Raw genomic sequence first — 19,040 nt, 5'->3', positions numbered from 1 at the left:
CGGCCGGGTCAGGTCGGATCGTCGCCGCGGGAAAGCCGGTCCCAGCTGTCGATTTCATCCACTGGGCCGCCGGCCGCGGCGCTGCCTGCGGCCGGAACGTCATATTTCGTCCGTGCCTTCCAGTGGCGTGCCGCGGGCGGAATGGCCATGGCGGCGAGGGCCAGCAGGCAGCCCGCGACGACGGCGAGGACGGGGAAGGCGGTGATGGTCACCTGCGCCTGGCTTCCGGTGACGCCGGTCGCTTCCGCGATGGCGCCCTGGGCGGCCGCCAGCGGGTTGGCCAAAACTGTTGCAGCCGCGGCAACAATTCCAGCGGAGGCCAGGACGATGATGCCGGTGATGACCCAGCGCGCAATCCTGCCCGCAATGGCCGCTGCCAGGCCGCCGGCAAGGGCAACCAGCGCCAGCGCCGTGACGGCGGTGGCGGCCTTGCTCCCCTGCACCTCAAGCGCGCTCTGCCCGGCTCCGGCCTGGCCCACCTGGTCCGGATCGAGCGTCACGGTCATCCAGGTTTGGGTGGTGGTGCCGAACACCGCCAGCGCCAGGACCGCGATAAGCAGCACCACCGTGGACGTACGTGCCCAGGCCGGCATGCGTTTGCCGGATGTTCCCGCTGGCGCTGCTGCCGGTCCGCTGCCTGTCATCGGGAGTCCGCCCCGGGAAGCGAGTCCGCCGAGATGTTCTGCAGGGAACCCGCCGTATGGACCGCCCGGAGGGGAGCCGCGGCTTTGTTGACGGTTTCCAGCGCCTCCGTTGGGTTGACCGAGTCCGCCACGATGCCGCCGCCAGCCTGGACGTAGGCGCGCCCGTCCCTGATCAGCGCTGAACGGATGGCAATGGCCATGTCCATGTCACCGGCGAAGTCCAGGTAGCCCACCACGCCGCCGTAGATGCCCCGGCGGTGCGGCTCAAGCTCGTCCAGGAGGCGCAGGGCGCGGGGCTTCGGGGCCCCGGACAGGGTTCCCGCCGGGAAGGTCGCCTTGAGCACATCATAGGCTTTGGCCTTGGGCGAGAGCCGGCCCACCACGGTGGACACCAGGTGCATGATGTGGCTGAAGCGCTCCACCTCCATGAACTGCGTGACGTCCACCGTGCCCGCCACGCAGACCTTGGAAAGATCGTTGCGCGAGAGGTCCACGAGCATCAGGTGTTCGGCGCGTTCCTTCTGGTCCGCCAGCAACTCTTCGGCGAGGGCCTTGTCCGCCTCCACGGTTTTGCCGCGTGGGCGCGAGCCGGCGATGGGGTGCGTGATGACCTCTTCGCCGGTCACGGTGACGAGGGCCTCGGGCGAGGAGCCAACAATCGAGTACTCCCGGCCTTCGGCGTCCTCCAGGCTGAAGATGTACATGTACGGGCTGGGGTTGGTGTTCCGCAGGACCCGGTAGACGTCCAGTGCGGACGCCTTGCATTCCATTTCGAAGCGGCGCGAGATGACCACCTGGAACACCTCGCCGTCAACGATGGCTTCCTTGCCGCGGTCCAGGGCCGCCAGGTACTCCGCCTCGTCCCAGCGTTCCTGGACGCTGGAGGCGAAGTCCACGGCCGCCGGAACAAGGACCGAGACGGGCTGCGCCACCGGGGTGCTGACCTTCGCGAGGAGCGCCTTGACCCTGGCCACGGCATCGTGCCAGGCCTCGTCGACGCGTTCGGAGCTGTTGTCGAAGTTGATGGCGTTGGCGATCAGCAGCACTGTGCCGTCGACGTTGTCGTGGACGGCCATGTCGGTCACCAGGTTCAGCGCCATTTCCGGCAGCTGCAGGTCATCCTCCGGCGGGCTCACCAGGCGTTCCCAGTGCCGGACCGTCTCCCAGCCCAGGAATCCCACCAGGCCTGAGGTGAAGGGCGGCAGCCCGTCGAACCGGTCGGTGCGGAGGGCCTCGATGGTATCGCGGATGGCGTCCACGGGACTGCCGTCCACCGGGACACCCGCCGGCGGTTCTCCCAGCCAGTGCGCCTGGCCGTCTTTGGTGGTCAGCGTGGCGCGGGATTTGGCACCGATAAAGGAGTAACGGGACCAGGCGCCGCCCACCGCAGCGGACTCCATCAGGAAGGTGCCAGGCTGCCCTTGCGCCAGCTTGCGGTACAGGCCGATGGGTGTCTCGGCGTCCGCGAGCACCTTGAGCCGGACGGGGATGACGCGGCTGTGGCCGGCCAGTTCCCGGAACTCCTCAAGGCCGGGGCTGATGATTCCAAGGTCCTGCATGGCTATGCTGTTCCGCCTGTTCTGGTAGGGGGCCGGTTCTGGTGGCCCAGGTGCCGGGAGGCCGGTAATGCCGGGGGTGTACTGACAGGTTCTTGCTAGGGGCGGCCCGGGCCCCTCCCGTTCCGCAACCGGCTGCGGTCAGAAAGAATTCAGTGTGCCTGGCCTGTTGCCACGGCCAGGCCGCGGCCGTCGAAGCACGTTCGGGTGCCGGTGTGGCAGGCTGCCCCGACCTGGTCCACGCGCACGAGCAGTGCGTCGCCGTCGCAGTCCATTGCCACCGATTTGACCCATTGCACATGCCCAGAGGTGTCCCCCTTGCGCCAGTACTCCTGGCGGGAGCGCGAGTAGAAGGTGACGCGGCCGGTGGTCATGGTCCGGTGCAGGGCTTCGTCATCCATCCAGCCCAGCATCAGGACCTCGTTGGTGTCGTACTGCTGGACGACGGCGGCCACAAGGCCGGCGCTGTCGCGCTTCAGCGCGGCGGCCAGTTCAGCGGGCAGCGGGCTCGCCGGGGCCTGGCCGGGCGAAGGGGCTGCGGGCGCGGCAATACCGGGGTTCGGGACGGGGGCGGGCTGCTCAGACATCAGGTCAAGTCTAGTGCCTCCGCCTGGCCCCCTATTGTGTGTGAACAACGGCACGCCAGCAGGCGCGGGCGTGCTGCCCAACTCTGCGCGTGTCGTGCTAGTTTCACAAGTGATGCATTTCGTCGAACCGTCCCGAGAAGTCCTTGCCGAGACCCTGCTTGCGGCCGGTCCTGACGCGCCCACGCTCTGCAGGGGCTGGCGTACCAGGGACCTTGCCGCGCACCTTTACCTGCGCGAACGCAAGGCCGCCGTGGGGCTGGGCCTGATCATTAAGCGCCTGGCCAAGGCCTCCGACCAGGCGACTGCCAGGCTCGCAGCCAAACTGACCACGGCCGAGGACTATGCGCGGCTCGTCAACACGTTCCGTGCGGGGCCGCCGGCATTGTCGCCGATGAACATCAAGGCGCTGGACGAAAGCTCCAACCTCATCGAGTACTTCGTCCACACCGAGGATGTCCGGCGGGCGGTTGACCGCTGGGCGCCGCGGGCACTGGACGAGGCCTACTCCGAAGCCCTGTGGGACGAACTCGTCAAGCGCGCCGCCATCCTCTACCGCGGCGTCGACCTGGGCATCGTCCTGGTGCGTCCGTCCGGGCCACGCCACGTGGCCAAACGGGCACCTGTTTCGGTGGCCATCGTGGGCGAGCCGGGCGAACTGCTGATGCACGCCCACGGCCGTACCCGCCACGCCCTGGTGACCTTCGAAGGCCAGCCGGACGCCGTCGCGCTTCTCCAGTCAGCCGAAGTAGGCCTCTAGCCCCCCAACTGAGTAGCGCTAAGTGTCGTTATGAGCCCTCAAAACGACACTTAGCGCTACCTAGTTGGGCGGGGACACGCTTCAGCGGACTTCGAAACCCGCGTCCCGGATGGCGTCCTTCACCTGGGACATCATGTCGTCAGGGCCCCAGTGGAAGATGGATGCCGCCAGGACGGCGTCGGCGCCCGCCGCGACCGCCGGCGGAAAGTGCGCCGGCTCCCCCGCTCCGCCTGAGGCGATGATGGGCACCTTGACGGCAGCCCGGACCAGCTTGATGAGTTCGAGGTCGAACCCGTCCTTGGTGCCGTCGGCGTCAATGGAGTTCAGCAGGATCTCCCCCACGCCGCGGTCGGCGGCTTCCCTGGCCCATTCAATGGCATCGATGCCGGTGCCGGTGCGCCCACCGTGCGTAGTCACTTCAAATCCCGACGGCGTCGGCTGGGACCCCGGGCGGGTGCGGCGGGCATCCACGGACAGGACCAGGACCTGGGAACCGAAGTGCCGGGTGATCTCGTCGATGACATCGGGCCGCGCAACCGCGGCAGTGTTGATGGAGGCCTTGTCTGCGCCGTAGCGCAGCAGCTTGTCCACCTCGGCAACTCCACGGACGCCACCGCCCACCGTCAGCGGAATGAAGACTTCCTCTGCGGTGCGGCGGACCACGTCGAAGGTGGTTTCCCGGTTGCCGGAGGACGCCGTCACGTCCAGGAACGTCAGTTCATCCGCCCCGGCGTTGTCGTAGCGGTGTGCCAGCTCCACCGGGTCCCCGGCGTCGCGCAGGCCCTCGAAGTTGACGCCTTTGACGACGCGCCCGGCGTCCACGTCGAGGCAGGGAATGACTCGTACAGCTACAGCCATGGGGTTCTCCTGGAAATCAGATGCGGCAGGCGTGGATGCTGCTGACCAGGATGGCGCGCGCACCGAGATCGTACAGCTCGTCCATGATCCGGTTGGTTTCCCGCTTGGGCACCATGGAACGGACGGCTACCCAGTCGGAGTCCCGCAGTGGTGAGACCGTGGGCGATTCCAGGCCTGGCGTGAGTGCGGCGGCCTGCTCCACGAGCTCCTTGCGGATGTCGTAGTCCATGAGCACGTACTGGCGTGCAACCAGCACACCCTGCAGGCGGCGGATGAGGACCTCGATCTCCTTGGCCGTGCCGTTTGCGGCACCGCCGTTGCCGGTCCGGCGGATCAGGACGGCTTCAGACTTGAGGATGGGTTCGCCGAAGATTTCCATCCCGGCGGCCTTGAGGGTGTTGCCGGTTTCCACGACGTCCGCGATGGCGTCCGCGACGCCCAGCCGGACCGAGGATTCCACGGCGCCGTCCAGGCGGACAACCTTGGCCTTGATGCCGCGCTCGGCAAGGTAGCCGCGGAGCAGGCCGTCGTAGCTGGTGGCCAGCCGCTTGCCTTCCAGTTCCTCAACCTTGGCAAAGTCGCCAACGGGGCCGGCAAAACGGAACGTGGAGGCAGCAAAGCCAAGCGGAAGCAGTTCCTCAGCCTCCACCTCCGCGTCCAGCAGGAGGTCGCGTCCGGTGATGCCGACGTCGAGCGTTCCCTGGCCGACGTACACGGCGATGTCGCGGGGACGGAGGAAGAAAAACTCGATGTCATTGTCCGGGTCCACCATCACCAGCTCACGGGAATCGCGGCGCTGGCGGTACCCAGCTTCGGACAGCATGGCGGACGCGGCTTCGGACAGGGAGCCCTTGTTGGGGACGGCTACTCGCAGCATGGGAAATCTTTCTGGATTGTAAAAAGTCTAGGAGTCAGGCAATGCAGGCCACAGCGGGCACCGGCGGCTGGGGCGCGCGCCGGACCGGTGGCTAGAGATGCTTGTAGACGTCTTCCAGGGTGAGGCCTTTGGCGAGCATCAGGACCTGCAGGTGGTACAGCAGCTGGGAGATTTCCTCGGCCGCGGCTTCATCGGATTCATATTCGGCAGCCATCCACACTTCGGCTGCTTCCTCAACGACTTTCTTGCCGATGCCGTGCACACCGGAGTCCAATTCAGCGACGGTGCGGGAGCCTTCCGGGCGGGTGGCTGCCTTCTCGCTGAGCTCAGCGAACAGCGTCTCGAAATTCTTCACGCCCTCCAGCCTACTTGCTGCGGCCCGAAGGGCGCTTCCCGGGCCGTTGCATGACGGGCGCGATGTGAGCGAATACACACGCGCCCGCCAGGCGGGGCGCGCTGGCTTCAGTACTGCTTGAGCACGACGGCGGTGGCCAGGGCCGCGGTGACGGCCTCGTGGCCCTTGTCTTCCTTGGAGCCCGGGAGCCCCGCCCGGTCCAGGCCCTGCTGTTCGGTATCGCACGTCAGGACACCGAAGCCCACCGGGACGCCGGTGCGTACGCTGACGTCGGTGAGGCCCGACGTCGCAGCCTGGCAGACGTACTCAAAGTGCGGGGTGCCGCCGCGGATGACGACGCCGAGGGCAACCACGGCGTCGAAGTGCGGTGCCAACCGCGCGGCAGCCACGGGAAGCTCGAAGCTGCCTGGGACGCGCAGGACGGTGGGCTCGGCAATCCCGGCGTCCTTCGCGGCCCGGAGTGCGCCGTCCAGGAGTCCGTCCATGATCTGCGTGTGCCAGCTGGCCGCAACGATGGCAAGCCGCAGCTGCGACGTTTCCGCGGGGTTGAGGGTGGTCAGGTCAATGTCGGGGGCGCCGTGTCCGCTCATAAGTCAGTTCTGTTCCGTTCAGTCTTGTGTGGGGTCAGTGTTGTGTGGGGGAAGTCTGGAGGTGGGTCAGTCTTGTTCGTGGTCGAACGAATCAGCGGCGGCGGGAACGGCAGCCACGTGGGTATCGAGCGTCAGCCGGTGCTCCATGCGATCCTTCTTGGTCTGCAGGTACCGGATGTTCTGGTCGCGGGAGGGCACCTCCGTGGGGACCATTTCCACCACCTTCACACCCGCCTTCGCCAGCCTGTTCTGCTTGTCCGGGTTGTTGCTCAGGAGCCGGACCTCGTGCAGCCCCATCTCCGCGAGGACCTGGGCAGCGGCCTTGTAGCAGCGGGCATCCACGGGCAGGCCAAGCTGCTCGTTCGCCTCGACGGTGTCGAAACCGGCCTCCTGCAGCGCGTAGGCCTTGATCTTGTTGGCGAGGCCGATGCCACGGCCCTCCTGGCCCCGAAGGTACAGCAGCGTGCCGCCCTGCTCGCCGATCATTTCCAGGGCGTAGGCAAGCTGCTCGCCGCAGTCGCACCGGTAGGAACCGAAGACATCCCCCGTGAGGCACTCGGAATGAAGCCGGACCAGGGGCGCCTTCCCGTCCTTGGGCGGGTTGGGCGAGCTGACGGCCAGGTGCTCGTGGCCGGTGACCAGGTCTGTCCAGGCCTGGGCAACGAAGTCGCCGAAAGCCGTGGGCAGCTGCACGATGGGTCCGCCGCTCACGGGATGGGGCACCCGGCCGTGGCCCGAATCCGGGTGGTGGCCGTTGCCCGAACCAGGCAAGTGGTGGCCATTGCCAGAATCAGGTGCATGGTGGCCATTGCCAGAACCAGGCAGGTGGTGGCCGTTGCCCGAAGCTCCGGAAGCCGTCATCGTATCTCCTCTTCTCCGCCCGCGCGTCCTGCCCGGGTATTGCCGTCGGCCGGTGTGCCCGCTGCCTCGAGGTGGGCCACCAGGTCTTCAATCGAGATCAGTGGGCACCCGTGTTCGGCAGCGAAGGCGCGAAGCCCGTCCAGCCGCATCATCTCACCGTCGTCGTAAACAACTTCGGCGATTACGCCCACAGCTTCCAGCCCGGCGAGCCGGCACAGGTCCACGGCCGCTTCAGTGTGGCCGGGCCGCTCCCGCACTCCCCCATTAACGGCCCGCAGCGGGAAAATATGCCCGGGACGGGTCACGGCCTCAGGTCCAGCCTGCGGATCCGCCAGCACGCGGGCCGTCAGGGCCCGGTCGGTGGCGGAAATCCCGGTGCTCACGCCGACGGCCGCATCACAGGACACCGTGTACGCCGTGCCCTTGGCGTCCTCGTTGACCGCCACCATGGGTGGCAGTGCCAGGGCGTCCGCACGGTCCCCGGACAGCGGGACGCAGATGACACCCGAGCTGTAGCGGATGGTCCAGCCCATCAAGGCCGGCGTGGCGTGCTGGGCGGCGAAGATGATATCGCCCTCGTTCTCCCGGTCCTCGTTGTCCACCACCAGCACAGGCCTGCCGGCGGCCATGGCGCGTACCGCCTCCTCGATGGTGTCCAGTCCAGCGGCAGCCGCTGGCCGGCCGGCGTTGGACGGAGGTGCGACGGCGGATCCGGGCACCGCTGCCTGTTCCACCTTGACCGCGCCGCTCATCGGGCGCCTCCCTCAACAGCGGCGGGCGCCGGCGTGTTGAACGCCAGCAGGCGTTCGGTGTATTTGGCCAGGACGTCCACTTCCAGGTTCACCCGGCTGCCGGTGCCCTTGGCGCCGAGGCCGGTCTCAGCCAGGGTTGTGGGGATAAGCCCCACCTCAAACCAGGGTTCCTGCTCGCGGGCCTCGCTGACTGCGGTCACCGTGAGCGAGACGCCGTCGATCGCAATCGAGCCCTTTTCCGCGATGTAGCGGGCCAGGTTGGCAGGCACGCCGAACCGGAGCCGTTCCCAGTTGCCGAGCGCCTCGCGTTCCAGCAGCACGCCGACGCCGTCCACGTGCCCCTGCACCACATGGCCGTCCAGCCGGCCGCCGGCCGGAACGCAGCGTTCAAGGTTCACTGAGTCGCCCGGAGCAAGTTCACCTATGGTGCTGCGGACCAGGGTTTCCCCCATCACGTCGACGCTGAATTCCTTGCCGTTGATCTCCGTAGCCGTGAGGCAGACCCCGTTGACGGCGATGGAGCCGCCCAGCGCGAGCCCCTCGGTGGTGCCGGGCGCGGACAGCCGCACGGTGGCGCTGGCGTTGCCGTCCCGCTCCACCGACAGCACATGCCCTTGTTCGGCAATAATTCCGGTAAACATCAGTAGCCTCCCTGGGCTGGCTCCGCGCTGCCGCGGGTTGGTTGAGGGTCCAGTGCAACGGTTCGTTGTGGTCTAAGGTGAAGCCGCAGGTCCCGGCCCAGCGCGCGCACGGCACCGCCGTCGGACCCGTCCCAGTCCCAGTGCTGGGCATCGGCGAGGGTGGTGATCCCCAGGTTCCCCAGGGCCGGGGTGCCGGATCCCAGCAGGGTGGGCGCCAGGTACACGATGAGTTCATCCACCAGCCCGGCAGTCAGGAACGCGCTGAGGATTCGCGAGCCTCCCTCCACCATGACGTGGCGGGTTCCTGATCCGTACAGCATGGTGAGTGCCTCACGCGGGTCCCGGGTGCGGAGGTGCGCCACCAGTCCGTCTGTTCCGCGCACTGCGGCGCCGGCGGGAATGTCCCGGAGCCCCATGACGGCGCGCAGTGGCTGGCTCGCTGCCGGCTCTCCCGAGGGGTTCCGGGCGGTGAGCCGCGGATCGTCCACCAGGACAGTCTGCGTGCCCACCAGGATGGCATCGATCCGGCCACGGATGGCGTGGTTGTCGGCCAGGGATTCCGGACTGGAAATCCATTGGCTGGTGCCGTCCTCGGCCGCGATGCGGCTGTCCAGCGTCTGCGCGATGTGGAGGGTGACGAAAGGCCGTTTCGCCGTCACAGCCTCGAACCATTGCCGGTTCAGGTCCAGGGATTCCGCAGCCCCGAGCCCGCTGCGGACACGGACGCCGGCGGCGCGCAGCGTTGCCGCTCCGCCTGCCGCAGGATCATGGGGATCATCCACCGCGTACACCACGTCCGCTATTCCGGCGGCAATGATGGCCTCGGCGCATGGGCCTGTGCGTCCAACGTGGTTGCAGGGCTCCAAGGTGACCACCATAGTGCAGCCTGAGAGATCCAGGCCGGCGGCTGTTGCCTGGCTGATGGCATCCGCCTCTGCATGCGCGGTGCCGGCGCCGCGGTGGAAACCGGTAGCGAGGTGGCGGCCGGCAGGATCAACGACGACGGCACCCACCAGCGGGTTGGCCCCGCGCGGACCCCGCAGGGCTGCTTCGAGGGCAGCCTCCATGGCTCCGGCCTCGGCAGCACTGAAGGCGGTGACTACGCCGTCAGCGTGCTGCAGCTGGTGGCCGGGATGCGGCTCCGGGCTGGTGGCGACTAGAGCTTCCGGGTTTCCCGCCGTCATAAGGGAACCACTGCGGCGGTTGCGCCCTCCGGCGAACGGGCAGGGTGTTTGGCATCTAAGAGCCATCGCTGGGGGTTCATTGCGTGTCGTTCCTTCCCTCTCGAACCGCGATGGCTCCGGGGGTATACGACAGCAGAAGGCTGCAGGGCCGGAATGGCCCCACAGATACAGCTGTACGTGCTTCTCTCATCCAGACTTTAACTGTCGGTACCGGAATTTCACCGGTTCAACCGTCCGCCGGGATCTCCTGATCAACCAGGACAACCACCGGCTCGCGGGTCGCGGACTGTCACCGCCGGTTCGGACTTACACCGACCCCGGAGCACGTATGTGTGTTGCTATTCTGCCATAACCGGCACAGGCTCCCGACTATTCCCCCGTCACTGCAGGTAACGTCCTGCCCGCTTCCTGGCGCAGCCGCTCGATGGCGGCGGCGGGGTCGTCGGCGCCGTAGACAGCTGAGCCGGCGACAAAGACGTTGGCCCCTGCTTCTGCTGCCCGGGTGATTGTTTCTTCGGTGATGCCGCCGTCGACCTGGATGGCCACGCCGATTCCGGAGCCGTCGATGGCAGCCCTTGCCCGCCGGATCTTGGGGAGCGTCAGGTCCAGGAAGGCCTGGCCGCCGAAGCCGGGCTCCACTGTCATGATGAGCAGCATGTCCAGCTCGGACAGCATGTCCAGGTAGGGCTCCACGGGAGTGGCTGGACGGATTGCCATTCCGGCCTTCGAGCCCCTGCTGCGAAGTTCGCGTGCCAGCTTCACCGGTGCGATGGAGGCCTCCGCGTGGAAGGTGACGGACGCCAGGCCGGCGTCGGCGAAGCCCGGTGCCCACCTGTCTGCATCGGCGATCATCAGGTGCGCGTCAAGGGGAATGGGGCTCACGGTTTGGATGCGCTGCACTACCGGCAGCCCGATGGTCAGGTTGGGGACGAAGTGGTTGTCCATGACGTCCACGTGCACGGCGTCAGCCGTGCTGATGCGCTGCAGTTCGGCCTCCAGGTTGACGAAGTCGGCGGAGAGGATGCTCGGGTTGATGCAGCATTGCGTCACGGGGGAACCTTTCACGGGTCAGGGCTTTTTGTGGATGAGCGCGAGGAACATGGCGTCTGTGCCGTGGATATGGGGCCAAAGCTGTGCTGTGGAGCCATGCCCGGCGTCCAGCTTTCCGGGGAGGCTGACGGCGTCGAGCACCGCGCCGGCGTCAAGGAGTTCCAGGTCGTCACGCTTGCGCAGGGCATCGGCGACCACGGCCGTGGTCTCCGCGGGATGCGGGGAACACGTCACGTAAGCCACCACTCCGCCGGGGCGCACTGCGGCCAGGGCCGAGGCGAGAAGCTCCCGCTGCAGCGGTCCAAGGTCGGCAAGGTCCTTAGGTGAACGGCGCCAGCGGGATTCCGGCCGGCGCCGCAATGCGCCAAGGCCGCTGCACGGCACATCCACGAGGACCCGGTCGAAGGATTCAGGTTTTTCCACTCCAACGTCGCGGCCGTCGCCGGTCCTGACCTCCCACGTTGCATGCGGGACAGCGGAGAGCGCCTGGGTTACGAGTTTGGCGCGGTGGGGCGCTGTCTCGTTGGCCAGCAACGTTGCACCCCGTTGTTGCGCCAGGGCGCCGAGCAGTGCTGCTTTTCCGCCGGGGCCGGCGCACAGGTCCAGCCAGGCCTCCGGCTTCCCGCCGCCGCTGCCAGGTTGGCTGATGTCAGCGGCCGCCATGGCGCGGGCCACGAGCTGGGAGCCCACGTCCTGGACGCGCATTGTTCCTTCCCGGACGGAGGAAAAGCGTCCCAGGTCGCCACCGCTGGACAGGGCCGAACCTTCGACCAGTTCGCCCGGGATGGCGCCGTTTTCCAGGGCTTCGTCAAGGGTTCCAAGGCCAGGCAGGGCCACCAGGTTGACCACGGGGGCTGCGTTGTCCGCCTCCAGAAGGTCGTTGATCTCCGCTGCGGAACGGCCGTGTGCCACCAGGGACTGGCGCATGGCGCGGACGATCCACTCCGGGTGGGCAAACCGCAGGGCCGCAATTTTCGTCTCGTCAGTCTCTTCGGCCACGAGCAGGTCCAGCCACTCCTCAAGGGTGTGTGCAGCGACCTTCCGCAGCACAGCGTTGATGAGTGCGGAAGGGCCGGCGCCGATCACGGCCCGGGCCAGGCCAACAGTCTGGTCCAGGGCGGCATGCGCCGGCACCCGCATGGCCAGCAGCTGGTGCACCCCGATACGCAGGGCGTCCAGGACGGCAGGATCGAGCTGGTCCAGCGGCCGGTCCACGCAGCGGGCAAGGATAGCGTCGTAGGTTCCCTGGCCCCGAAGGGCGCCGTACGTGAGTTCGGTGGCGAATCCGGCGTCACGCTTGTCCAGCCCGTGGTGCCGGATCCTGGCGGGCAGCACCAGGTTGGCGTACGCGTCCTCTGCTGCCACGGCACGCAGGACCTCGAAGGCCACCAGCCGGGCGGGATCAGCGCGGCGCGTCCGCTGGGAGGGAGCATTCTCCGTGAAGCTCCGCTGTGGACCGCGGTTGCGTTCACGGCCCTGGGCGTTCCGCCGGCTGTTGTCCCGGGGGCCGCCCTTGCCGCGCCCGCCGCCCTGCCCGGTGTCGCCGCCTGTATTGCCCTGCCCACCGCGCCCGGCGTTGCCGCGCCCGCCTGGATTACCGCCGGACCCGCTCATTCGAACACCACGCTTTCAAGGGAAGCCATGCCGCGTGCCCAGTCAGCAGCGGCCATCATCTTTTTGCCCGCAGGCTGGATGCGGGTCAGTTCCACGGCGTGCGAACCGGTGCCTACCAGCACGCTCTTGCCTTGCACGGAAACGGCTCCCGGCGCCAGGCTGGCGACGTCCGGCCGCAGCCGCACGGGCTCCAGCTTCACGCGCTGTCCGTCCAGCGAAGTCCACGCACCGGGTTCGGGGGTTACTCCCCTGGCCTGCCGGCCAATGGCCAGGGCGGGGTGGTTCCACTTGAGGTGGCCATCCTCGAGGGTCAGTTTGGGCGCGTGGGAAACCTCGCCCGACTGGGGCTGCGGGACGGCCTTCCCTGCCTCGATGGCGGACAGTGTCTGGGCCAGGAGCACGGCGCCGCTGTGGGACAGCCGTTCAAGGAGCTCGCCCGCAGTGTCCTCCGGACCCACTGATTCCGTCAGGGTTCCGAAGACCGGCCCCGTGTCCAGCCCTTCCTCCAGCTGGAAGGTCACGGCCCCGGTGACGTCGTCACCGGCCATGACGGCCCGCTGCACCGGGGCTGCACCGCGCCAGGCCGGCAGCAGGGAAAAGTGCAGGTTGATCCAGCCGTGGCGCGGGATGGCCAGGGCAGCGGGCGGAACGAGCCCGCCGTACGCCACAATGGCGGCGGCATCCGGGCTGAGGGCGGAAATCCTGGCGATAGTGTCGGCGCCTATCCGCGCGGCATGGATGACCTCGATCCCCAGCTCAGCTGCACGCGCAGCCACCGGCGAGGGCGTCAGTACGCGCTTCCGCCCGACGGGCGCGTCCGGCCGGGTAAGGACGGCAACCACCTCGACGCCGGCTTCCACCAGCGCGTTAAGGGACGGGACGGCGACGGCGGGGGTTCCCGCAAACAGGACCCTCACCCGGCGCCGCCGGCTGCCCCGGCGCCGAAGCTTGAGCCCCGCGGGGAGCCCTGGGCGGGGCCGCCGAAACTGGACCCGACGGTCCTGGCGCGCTTCGTCGTCGTCCGTTCGGTGATGGCGTCATAGTTGGCGTTGCGGATGGACCGCAGCGCGGTTTTCCGGTCCTCACCCTTAAGGCGGTCCGTGTAGAGGATGCCGTCCAGGTGGTCGTTCTCGTGCTGGAAGCAGCGGGCCAGCAGCCCCTCACCCTCGACGGTGACAGGGTTGCCATGCAGGTCGACGCCGGTGACGCGCGTGGCGCGGAAACGCCGTACGGGAAAGCTGAGGCCCGGGATGGACAGGCAGCCTTCCACATGGTCGGGCTGGTAGTCCTCGCTGTTTTCCAGCACAGGATTGATGATGTGGCCCTCGACGCCGTCGATCCGGTAGGTGAAAACGCGCTGGCTTACGCCTACCTGCGGCGCGGCCAGGCCTGCACCGTCCACGTCCTCCATGGTTTCGGTCATGTCCGCGACCAGCTTGGCCAGCTCGGGCCCGAATTCCGTCACGGGATCGGCGACTGTGCGCAGCACAGGGTCGCCAATGATGCGGATATTCAGGATAGCCATGCGCGGTATTTCCTCACGGTTGACGGCAAAGGGGACCAATCCAGTTTAGGCGCAGCAAACTCCTAGGCCGTTTGCACCTGCGCCAGCGGCGGCGGGGCGATGGGAAGCAGCGCCGTACCGGCGCTGATGGTGTCCGCGGAGAGCTCCCACACGCGCCGCAGGGCGCAGAACTTCCACCAGTGGTGCTTCAGGACGTCCGGGTTGGCGCGGACGGGACGGACCTCCGTCTCGCCGATGGCCACCGCCAGGAGGACAGGGTTTTCTCCGTACTTCCAGGGCTCCCACGTCCCTGCCTCCGGGTCCACAAGGCTTTCTTCGGCCTTCATGCCCGCCACCAGCTGCATCACCACTTTGTCGTCGAGCGGCTTGACCAGGCCGTCCCGCGTGGTGCCCTTGGTCTTGTAATCGATCAGGCAGACGCGGCCGTTGATGCGGGCCACCAGGTCCAGGGTGCCGGCATAGCCCACGGCGTTGTTCCAGACAGTGATTTCCGGGGCGATGGGTTCCACCCGGAACAGTTCCCACCATTCGTCAAAGCGGACGGCAAATGCTTCCTCCCCGTTGGCGGCAAGGGCCTCGCGGGCCTCCTTCATGGCGTGCGGGCGCCCCAACGCACGCAGCGCCACCTGCTCGCAGTAGTTGTGCACCCGGTCCCCGCGCTTTGCGGCGTCATCGCGGTAGTTCTCAGCAGCCTTGGCCGCCCGGCTGACGGCCTGACGGATTTTCGCGGGGCTGCCCAGGCAGTCCGCCAGCAGCGGATCATTGGCCAGGCTGCTGGCCCCCATGTACCCGAACCAGCCATCCAGTCCGTGCGGCTGCTGGCTGATGACCGTGGTGATGGACGGAACCGAGAACTGCTCCGACGTGGAGCGGGCGTACATCCGGCCGTATTCGGTGGCATGGGCGAGAAGGGGAGCTGTCATAAAAAAACTCTTTCACAGGGGGCCGACAAAATCTGCAGGCAGATCCGCAAACAAAAAGGTCCGTTTCCGCTGCGAACGAGCGGAAACGGACCTCTGTGCGGTGGGCGATACTGGGTTCGAACCAGTGACCTCTTCGGTGTGAACGAAGCGCGCTACCACTGCGCCAATCGCCCTGATGCATTTGAATGCTAGCCCACGTTGGCGTAATTCAAAAATCGCCGGCCCCGGCCCGCCAGGCCCGCCCTGCCGCAGCCCTTCAGACGGGACGGAAAGGACCAAAACGCCCCCGCCCGCCGTCGTGAATTACACCCCTGTAACTCGCCTGCTTCCGCGCCAGCACCGGGAAGCACGGCCACGCGGCGCGGAGGCGGCCGGGGCGATTTGGAGAATCCCCGAACCTCCTATATTGTTTTTACTCGTTGGAACGCGAGGAAATGCCGGGAACGGCAAGGAATCAAGCCTCCAAAATGCGGACGTAGCTCAGCTGGTAGAGCACCACCTTGCCAAGGTGGATGTCGCGAGTTCGAATCTCGTCGTCCGCTCGCAGGACACTGTCACAGCAAAAGTTCTCCGGAACCGACGCTTACACGGTGGGTTGGCCGAGAGGCGAGGCAGCGGCCTGCAAAGCCGTATACACGGGTTCGAATCCCGTACCCACCTCGGTGAAAACCATGGTTTCCGGATACAACCGGATGCATGGGCGATTGGCGCAGCGGTAGCGCGCTTCCCTGACACGGAAGAGGTCACTGGTTCGATCCCAGTATCGCCCACCAAGCAAGGAAACTTGCTTCATGCAGTACGCCCGGCCCTGGCCGGAACGCACTCCATACGCGGACGTAGCTCAGCTGGTAGAGCACCACCTTGCCAAGGTGGATGTCGCGAGTTCGAATCTCGTCGTCCGCTCTCACACTTCTAAAAATCCCATAAGCCGGGCTTCCGGTTCCGGGCGATTGGCGCAGCGGTAGCGCGCTTCCCTGACACGGAAGAGGTCACTGGTTCGATCCCAGTATCGCCCACATACAGCAGCTCCCCGGAGCTGCTTTTTTCTTGCCCGGACAGTGCATCCGCTACGGGCGAACGGCGAAAACTCCTGATTTCCTTGTTGGGTGTTCCCTGCGGGGCTAGGATCGAACGCGGAGGAGCGATCTGGCTCCGCGATTGAAGGGAGGTGCTCGTGGGACTAATTGACGATCTAAAGGGCAAGGCTCAGGGTCTCATCCGCGGCAACGAGCAGGCCATCAAGAACGGCATCAGCAAGGCCGGTGATTTCGTCGACACCAAGACCGGAGGCAAGTACTCGGGCCACGTCGACAAGATCCAGGATGGCGCTTCCAAGCTCATTGACAAGAACGGAACCCCGGGCCAGGCACCTGCCGCCGAGCAGGTTCCGCCGGTCACTCCCGTCACCCCGGTTCCGCCGGCTGACAGGACTCCGTAACAAGGATTTGGCCAGGGTCTTGCCCTAGCGCGTCAAGGGGGTGCAGGTCCCGCCGGGAGGCGGCACCTGCACCTTTGGCGTTTAAAGACGACGGCGGATGGCCGGCCAGGACCCAAGTGCCGGCTACGGCAGGAGGGTCAGGACGGCTCGTGGTTCTGGCCTTCGCGGGCCAGTGCAGTGAGGCGGGAGACAGCCCGGAAGTACTTCTTCATGTAGCCGCCGGTCATCATGTCCTCGGTGAAGAGCTGGTCGAACGGCACGCCGCTGGCAAGGATGGGAACGTCCTTGTCGTAGAGCCTGTCGGCGAGAACCACGAACCTGAGCGCCACGGCCTGCTCCGTAATGGTGTGCACGTTGCGCCACACCACGCCGTCAATGCCGTCGATCAGCTGGCGGTAGCGGCTGGGGTGCACCCCTGCCAGGTGCGCAATCAAGGTGCTGAACTCGTCCTGTGCAACTCTCTTCCCGTCGAACTCCGCCTTCATGTGGGAGGACAGCTCGCTGTTCTTCAGCGGGGACGGCGCCGCCGGAAGCCCGCGGTGGCGGAAGTCTTCCCCGTCAATCCGGATGACGTCGAACTGGTCCGCAAGCACCTGGATCTCACGCTGGAAGTCAACGGCAGCGAACCGGCCATCGCCCAGCGAGCCGGGCAGCGTGTTGGAGGTGGCTGCCAGCTTTACCCCGGCGTCGGCCAACTCGCGCATCAGCCGGGACATCAGGACGGTATCGCCCGGATCGTCGAGCTCGAATTCATCGATGCAGACGAGTTTGTAGCTACTCAGCGCCTCCACTGTCTTTCGAAAGGACAGGGCGCCCACCAGGTTGGTGTACTCCACGAACGTGCCGAAGGCCTTCGGGCCGGGCGCCGCGTGCCACAAGGAGGCCAGCAGGTGGGTCTTGCCCACGCCGAACCCGCCATCCAGGTAGATGCCGGCGCGGGAATCGTCCTTCTTGGCGAACAGCTTCTTGAACAATCCGCCTCCGCCGTTGGAACCGACACCGTGGGCAAAGCCCTCCAGGGCCCGGACTGCCGCGGACTGGCTGGGCTGCTTGGGATCGGGGCGGTAGCTGGCGAAGGAAACCTGGCCGAAACGTGGTGAAGGATAAAAGCCTTTGAGGAGCTCATCCACCGAAACTGCCGGTGTGCGGGCGGCAAGCTGTTCGATCTGTACCAAGGTGGTCCGTTCTGCTGGTGGTTGGTCCCCAGAAAGGATACCGGCATTGCGCCCGGGCCTTTTAATGGCCCCGGGCCATCCGGCAGCCGGCGTGATGAAGCCAACATTTCGCCCTGTTAACGGAATACGGACATCGCCCGGGCTGCTGGCTAGGGTGGAAGCAGGTCCCCTTCAGGTCCAGCAGGCCACCCGTGTCCTCAATGAAAGGCCAAGATCATGCCCTATCCCGTTGAAGAAAATGAGAAGTTTGCCGCGTACGCCCACCCGGAACGGCTGGTTTCCACGGAGTGGCTTGCTGCCGCCCTGGAAAACGGCGCTGCCGCCAACGGAGAGCTGGTGGTGGTGGAATCCGACGAGGACGTCCTCCTCTACGAAACCGGCCACATCCCCGGAGCCGTAAAGATCGACTGGCACACGGACCTGAACGACGAAGTCACCCGCGATTATGTTGACGGGGCCGCTTTCGCCGAACTGGCGGCGTCGAAGGGCATTTCCCGTGACAGCACCGTTGTCATCTACGGGGACAAGTCCAACTGGTGGGCCGCCTACGCGCTGTGGGTCTTCACCCTGTTCGGCCACCAGGACGTGCGGCTGCTCGACGGCGGCCGGGACAAGTGGATTGCCGAAGGACGGGAACTCACCACGGAGAAGCCTGCTCCGGCCAGGGCGGACTACCCGGTTGTCGAGCGGAACGATGCTCCCATCCGCGCCTTCAAGGAAGACGTCCTGGCGCACCTGGGCAAGCCCCTCATCGATGTCCGCTCCCCCGAGGAATACACCGGCCAGCGCACCCACATGCCGGCTTACCCCGAAGAAGGCGCCCTGCGCGGCGGCCACATTCCCACTGCCGCGTCCATCCCGTGGGCACGCGCCGCCGCCGCGGACGGCACCTACCGCAGCCGCGAGGAACTTGAGGCCCTCTACCTTGGCGAAGCGGGCCTGAGCGAAGGCGACGACGTCGTGGCCTACTGCCGCATTGGCGAACGTTCCAGCCACACCTGGTTCGCCCTCAAGTACCTTCTGGGCTTCGATTCCGTCCGCAACTACGACGGCTCCTGGACCGAATGGGGCAACGCCGTGCGGGTACCCATCGCCAAGGGCGCGGAACGCGGTTCCGTCCCCGCCGCCGTCGGCGCCTGACGCGGCCTGCCGCGGCGCTATTGCGTAGACTTGGACCGATGACTACTCAAGCTTTGCCTTCCGCACTGGCGGCAATCGTGGATGACTTCCAGGCCCTGACTGAGCCCGAGCGGCTCCAGTTACTGCTGGAGTTCTCCGAGGGCCTCCCGGAACTGCCGGAACGGCTCAAGGACCACCCCGAACTGCTGGAACAGGTGGTGGAGTGCCAGTCGCCGCTCTTCCTGACCATCGAGACGGACAGTGAGGGCAGACCCGATGCCGCCGTGCGGCTGTTCTTCAAGGCCCCGGCGGAGGCTCCCACAACACGCGGGTTCGCCGGCGTGCTCCACGAAGGCCTGGACGGGCTGTCCGCCGAAGAGATCCTCTCCGTTCCGGACGACATGCCCGAGCTCCTGGGACTCACCAGGGCCATCACGCCGCTGCGCATGCGCGGCATGACGGCGATGCTGGGCAGGATCAAGCGCAGGGTTGCTGCCGCCACCGAAGGACGTTCGTAGCGCTCCCGGCGGAAAG

The 19,040-nt window shown here is 66.8% G+C and carries 21 protein-coding genes, 6 tRNA genes and 1 riboswitch; of the genes, 9 read left to right on the top strand and 18 right to left on the bottom strand.

Annotation, left to right across the window (positions count from 1 at the left end; all coding sequences use genetic code 11):
* Positions 1–8: 8 nt before the first annotated feature.
* The 3 genes from FHJ30_RS08950 to hisI all read right to left on the bottom strand — a co-directional run bounded on the left by FHJ30_RS08950 (position 9) and on the right by hisI (position 2,787).
* The gene (locus FHJ30_RS08950; RefSeq protein WP_139028954.1) at positions 9–644 is read right to left on the bottom strand and encodes a Trp biosynthesis-associated membrane protein; all 636 of its coding nucleotides are present in this window, start codon (positions 642–644) and stop codon (positions 9–11) included.
* Complete coding sequence (locus tag FHJ30_RS08945; protein WP_139028953.1) at positions 641–2,203, bottom strand: anthranilate synthase component I; 1,563 nt, start codon at positions 2,201–2,203, stop codon at positions 641–643. The genes FHJ30_RS08950 and FHJ30_RS08945 overlap by 4 nt, the downstream gene beginning before the upstream one ends.
* 149 nt (positions 2,204–2,352) lie before the next feature.
* Positions 2,353–2,787 (bottom strand): phosphoribosyl-AMP cyclohydrolase, encoded by a 435-nt coding sequence (gene hisI, locus FHJ30_RS08940; protein ID WP_139028952.1) that lies wholly within the window; start codon positions 2,785–2,787, stop codon positions 2,353–2,355.
* A gap of 112 nt (positions 2,788–2,899) precedes the next feature.
* Here hisI and FHJ30_RS08935 point away from each other — a divergent pair, with 112 nt between their 5' ends.
* The gene (locus FHJ30_RS08935) at positions 2,900–3,544 is read left to right on the top strand and encodes a TIGR03085 family metal-binding protein (protein WP_139028951.1); all 645 of its coding nucleotides are present in this window, start codon (positions 2,900–2,902) and stop codon (positions 3,542–3,544) included.
* An 81-nt stretch (positions 3,545–3,625) separates the two neighbouring features.
* Here FHJ30_RS08935 and hisF read toward each other — a convergent pair whose 3' ends face one another.
* The 14 genes from hisF to FHJ30_RS08865 all read right to left on the bottom strand — a co-directional run bounded on the left by hisF (position 3,626) and on the right by FHJ30_RS08865 (position 14,947).
* Complete coding sequence (gene hisF, locus FHJ30_RS08930) at positions 3,626–4,402, bottom strand: imidazole glycerol phosphate synthase subunit HisF (RefSeq protein ID WP_139028950.1); 777 nt, start codon at positions 4,400–4,402, stop codon at positions 3,626–3,628.
* A 16-nt stretch (positions 4,403–4,418) separates the two neighbouring features.
* Complete coding sequence (hisG, locus tag FHJ30_RS08925; protein ID WP_139028949.1) at positions 4,419–5,279, bottom strand: ATP phosphoribosyltransferase; 861 nt, start codon at positions 5,277–5,279, stop codon at positions 4,419–4,421.
* 91 nt (positions 5,280–5,370) lie between these two features.
* A complete protein-coding gene (locus tag FHJ30_RS08920) occupies positions 5,371–5,634 on the bottom strand; it encodes a phosphoribosyl-ATP diphosphatase (RefSeq protein WP_015936881.1) in 264 nt (87 codons plus the stop codon).
* 107 nt (positions 5,635–5,741) lie between these two features.
* Positions 5,742–6,224 carry a 6,7-dimethyl-8-ribityllumazine synthase gene (gene ribH / locus FHJ30_RS08915; protein WP_139028948.1) on the bottom strand — a complete coding sequence of 161 codons (483 nt, stop codon included), beginning with the start codon at positions 6,222–6,224 and terminating at the stop codon, positions 5,742–5,744.
* 66 nt (positions 6,225–6,290) lie between these two features.
* The gene (gene ribA, locus FHJ30_RS08910; protein WP_240793645.1) at positions 6,291–7,085 is read right to left on the bottom strand and encodes a GTP cyclohydrolase II; all 795 of its coding nucleotides are present in this window, start codon (positions 7,083–7,085) and stop codon (positions 6,291–6,293) included.
* A complete protein-coding gene (gene ribB / locus FHJ30_RS08905) occupies positions 7,082–7,837 on the bottom strand; it encodes a 3,4-dihydroxy-2-butanone-4-phosphate synthase (RefSeq protein WP_139028947.1) in 756 nt (251 codons plus the stop codon). The genes ribA and ribB overlap by 4 nt, the downstream gene beginning before the upstream one ends.
* Entirely contained in the window at positions 7,834–8,478 is a 645-nt protein-coding gene (locus FHJ30_RS08900) for a riboflavin synthase (RefSeq protein ID WP_139028946.1), read from the bottom strand. Before FHJ30_RS08900 ends, ribB begins: the two co-directional genes overlap by 4 nt.
* A complete protein-coding gene (ribD, locus tag FHJ30_RS08895; RefSeq protein ID WP_139028945.1) occupies positions 8,478–9,662 on the bottom strand; it encodes a bifunctional diaminohydroxyphosphoribosylaminopyrimidine deaminase/5-amino-6-(5-phosphoribosylamino)uracil reductase RibD in 1,185 nt (394 codons plus the stop codon). Before ribD ends, FHJ30_RS08900 begins: the two co-directional genes overlap by 1 nt.
* 173 nt (positions 9,663–9,835) lie before the next feature.
* A riboswitch (FMN riboswitch) is annotated at positions 9,836–9,992 on the bottom strand.
* Positions 9,993–10,031: 39 nt separating this feature from the next.
* Positions 10,032–10,712 (bottom strand): ribulose-phosphate 3-epimerase, encoded by a 681-nt coding sequence (gene rpe, locus FHJ30_RS08890; RefSeq protein ID WP_139028944.1) that lies wholly within the window; start codon positions 10,710–10,712, stop codon positions 10,032–10,034.
* 18 nt (positions 10,713–10,730) lie between these two features.
* On the bottom strand, positions 10,731–12,326 hold the full coding sequence (locus FHJ30_RS08885; protein WP_139028943.1) for an RsmB/NOP family class I SAM-dependent RNA methyltransferase: 1,596 nt from the start codon (positions 12,324–12,326) through the stop codon (positions 10,731–10,733).
* A complete protein-coding gene (gene fmt / locus FHJ30_RS08880; RefSeq protein WP_139028942.1) occupies positions 12,323–13,243 on the bottom strand; it encodes a methionyl-tRNA formyltransferase in 921 nt (306 codons plus the stop codon). The genes FHJ30_RS08885 and fmt overlap by 4 nt, the downstream gene beginning before the upstream one ends.
* The gene (def, locus tag FHJ30_RS08875) at positions 13,240–13,851 is read right to left on the bottom strand and encodes a peptide deformylase (protein WP_139028941.1); all 612 of its coding nucleotides are present in this window, start codon (positions 13,849–13,851) and stop codon (positions 13,240–13,242) included. Before def ends, fmt begins: the two co-directional genes overlap by 4 nt.
* Before the next feature lie 62 nt (positions 13,852–13,913).
* Positions 13,914–14,774: a cytochrome gene (locus FHJ30_RS08870; protein ID WP_139028940.1), complete on the bottom strand. Its 861-nt coding sequence runs from the start codon at positions 14,772–14,774 to the stop codon at positions 13,914–13,916.
* Positions 14,775–14,875: 101 nt separating this feature from the next.
* A tRNA-Val gene (locus tag FHJ30_RS08865) sits at positions 14,876–14,947 on the bottom strand.
* A 296-nt stretch (positions 14,948–15,243) separates the two neighbouring features.
* Between FHJ30_RS08865 and FHJ30_RS08860 the strand changes: the two genes are divergently transcribed.
* The 6 genes from FHJ30_RS08860 (at position 15,244) to FHJ30_RS08835 (ending at position 16,212) form a co-directional block, all read left to right on the top strand.
* A tRNA-Gly gene (locus tag FHJ30_RS08860) sits at positions 15,244–15,316 on the top strand.
* 47 nt (positions 15,317–15,363) lie between these two features.
* A tRNA-Cys gene (locus FHJ30_RS08855) sits at positions 15,364–15,434 on the top strand.
* Between the two features lie 38 nt (positions 15,435–15,472).
* Positions 15,473–15,547 (top strand) — tRNA-Val (locus tag FHJ30_RS08850).
* A gap of 57 nt (positions 15,548–15,604) precedes the next feature.
* A tRNA-Gly gene (locus tag FHJ30_RS08845) sits at positions 15,605–15,677 on the top strand.
* A gap of 41 nt (positions 15,678–15,718) precedes the next feature.
* A tRNA-Val gene (locus tag FHJ30_RS08840) sits at positions 15,719–15,790 on the top strand.
* A 158-nt stretch (positions 15,791–15,948) separates the two neighbouring features.
* Positions 15,949–16,212, top strand: a complete 264-nt coding sequence (locus FHJ30_RS08835) for an antitoxin (protein WP_139028939.1) — start codon at positions 15,949–15,951, stop codon at positions 16,210–16,212.
* 137 nt (positions 16,213–16,349) lie between these two features.
* Here the strand turns inward: FHJ30_RS08835 and zapE are convergent, their stop codons facing one another.
* Positions 16,350–17,387, bottom strand: a complete 1,038-nt coding sequence (gene zapE / locus FHJ30_RS08830; RefSeq protein WP_139028938.1) for a cell division protein ZapE — start codon at positions 17,385–17,387, stop codon at positions 16,350–16,352.
* A 216-nt stretch (positions 17,388–17,603) separates the two neighbouring features.
* Between zapE and FHJ30_RS08825 the strand changes: the two genes are divergently transcribed.
* On the top strand, positions 17,604–18,527 hold the full coding sequence (locus FHJ30_RS08825) for a sulfurtransferase (RefSeq protein ID WP_139028937.1): 924 nt from the start codon (positions 17,604–17,606) through the stop codon (positions 18,525–18,527).
* Between the two features lie 38 nt (positions 18,528–18,565).
* Positions 18,566–19,024 carry a SufE family protein gene (locus tag FHJ30_RS08820; RefSeq protein WP_171058973.1) on the top strand — a complete coding sequence of 153 codons (459 nt, stop codon included), beginning with the start codon at positions 18,566–18,568 and terminating at the stop codon, positions 19,022–19,024.
* The last annotated feature ends 16 nt before the right edge of the window (positions 19,025–19,040 follow it).

Source organism: Arthrobacter sp. BB-1 (genome assembly GCF_006151685.1).
Classification (GTDB): domain Bacteria; phylum Actinomycetota; class Actinomycetes; order Actinomycetales; family Micrococcaceae; genus Arthrobacter.
Note: the sequence above shows the minus strand (reverse complement) of the source record. Positions and strands in the feature narration are given on the sequence as shown.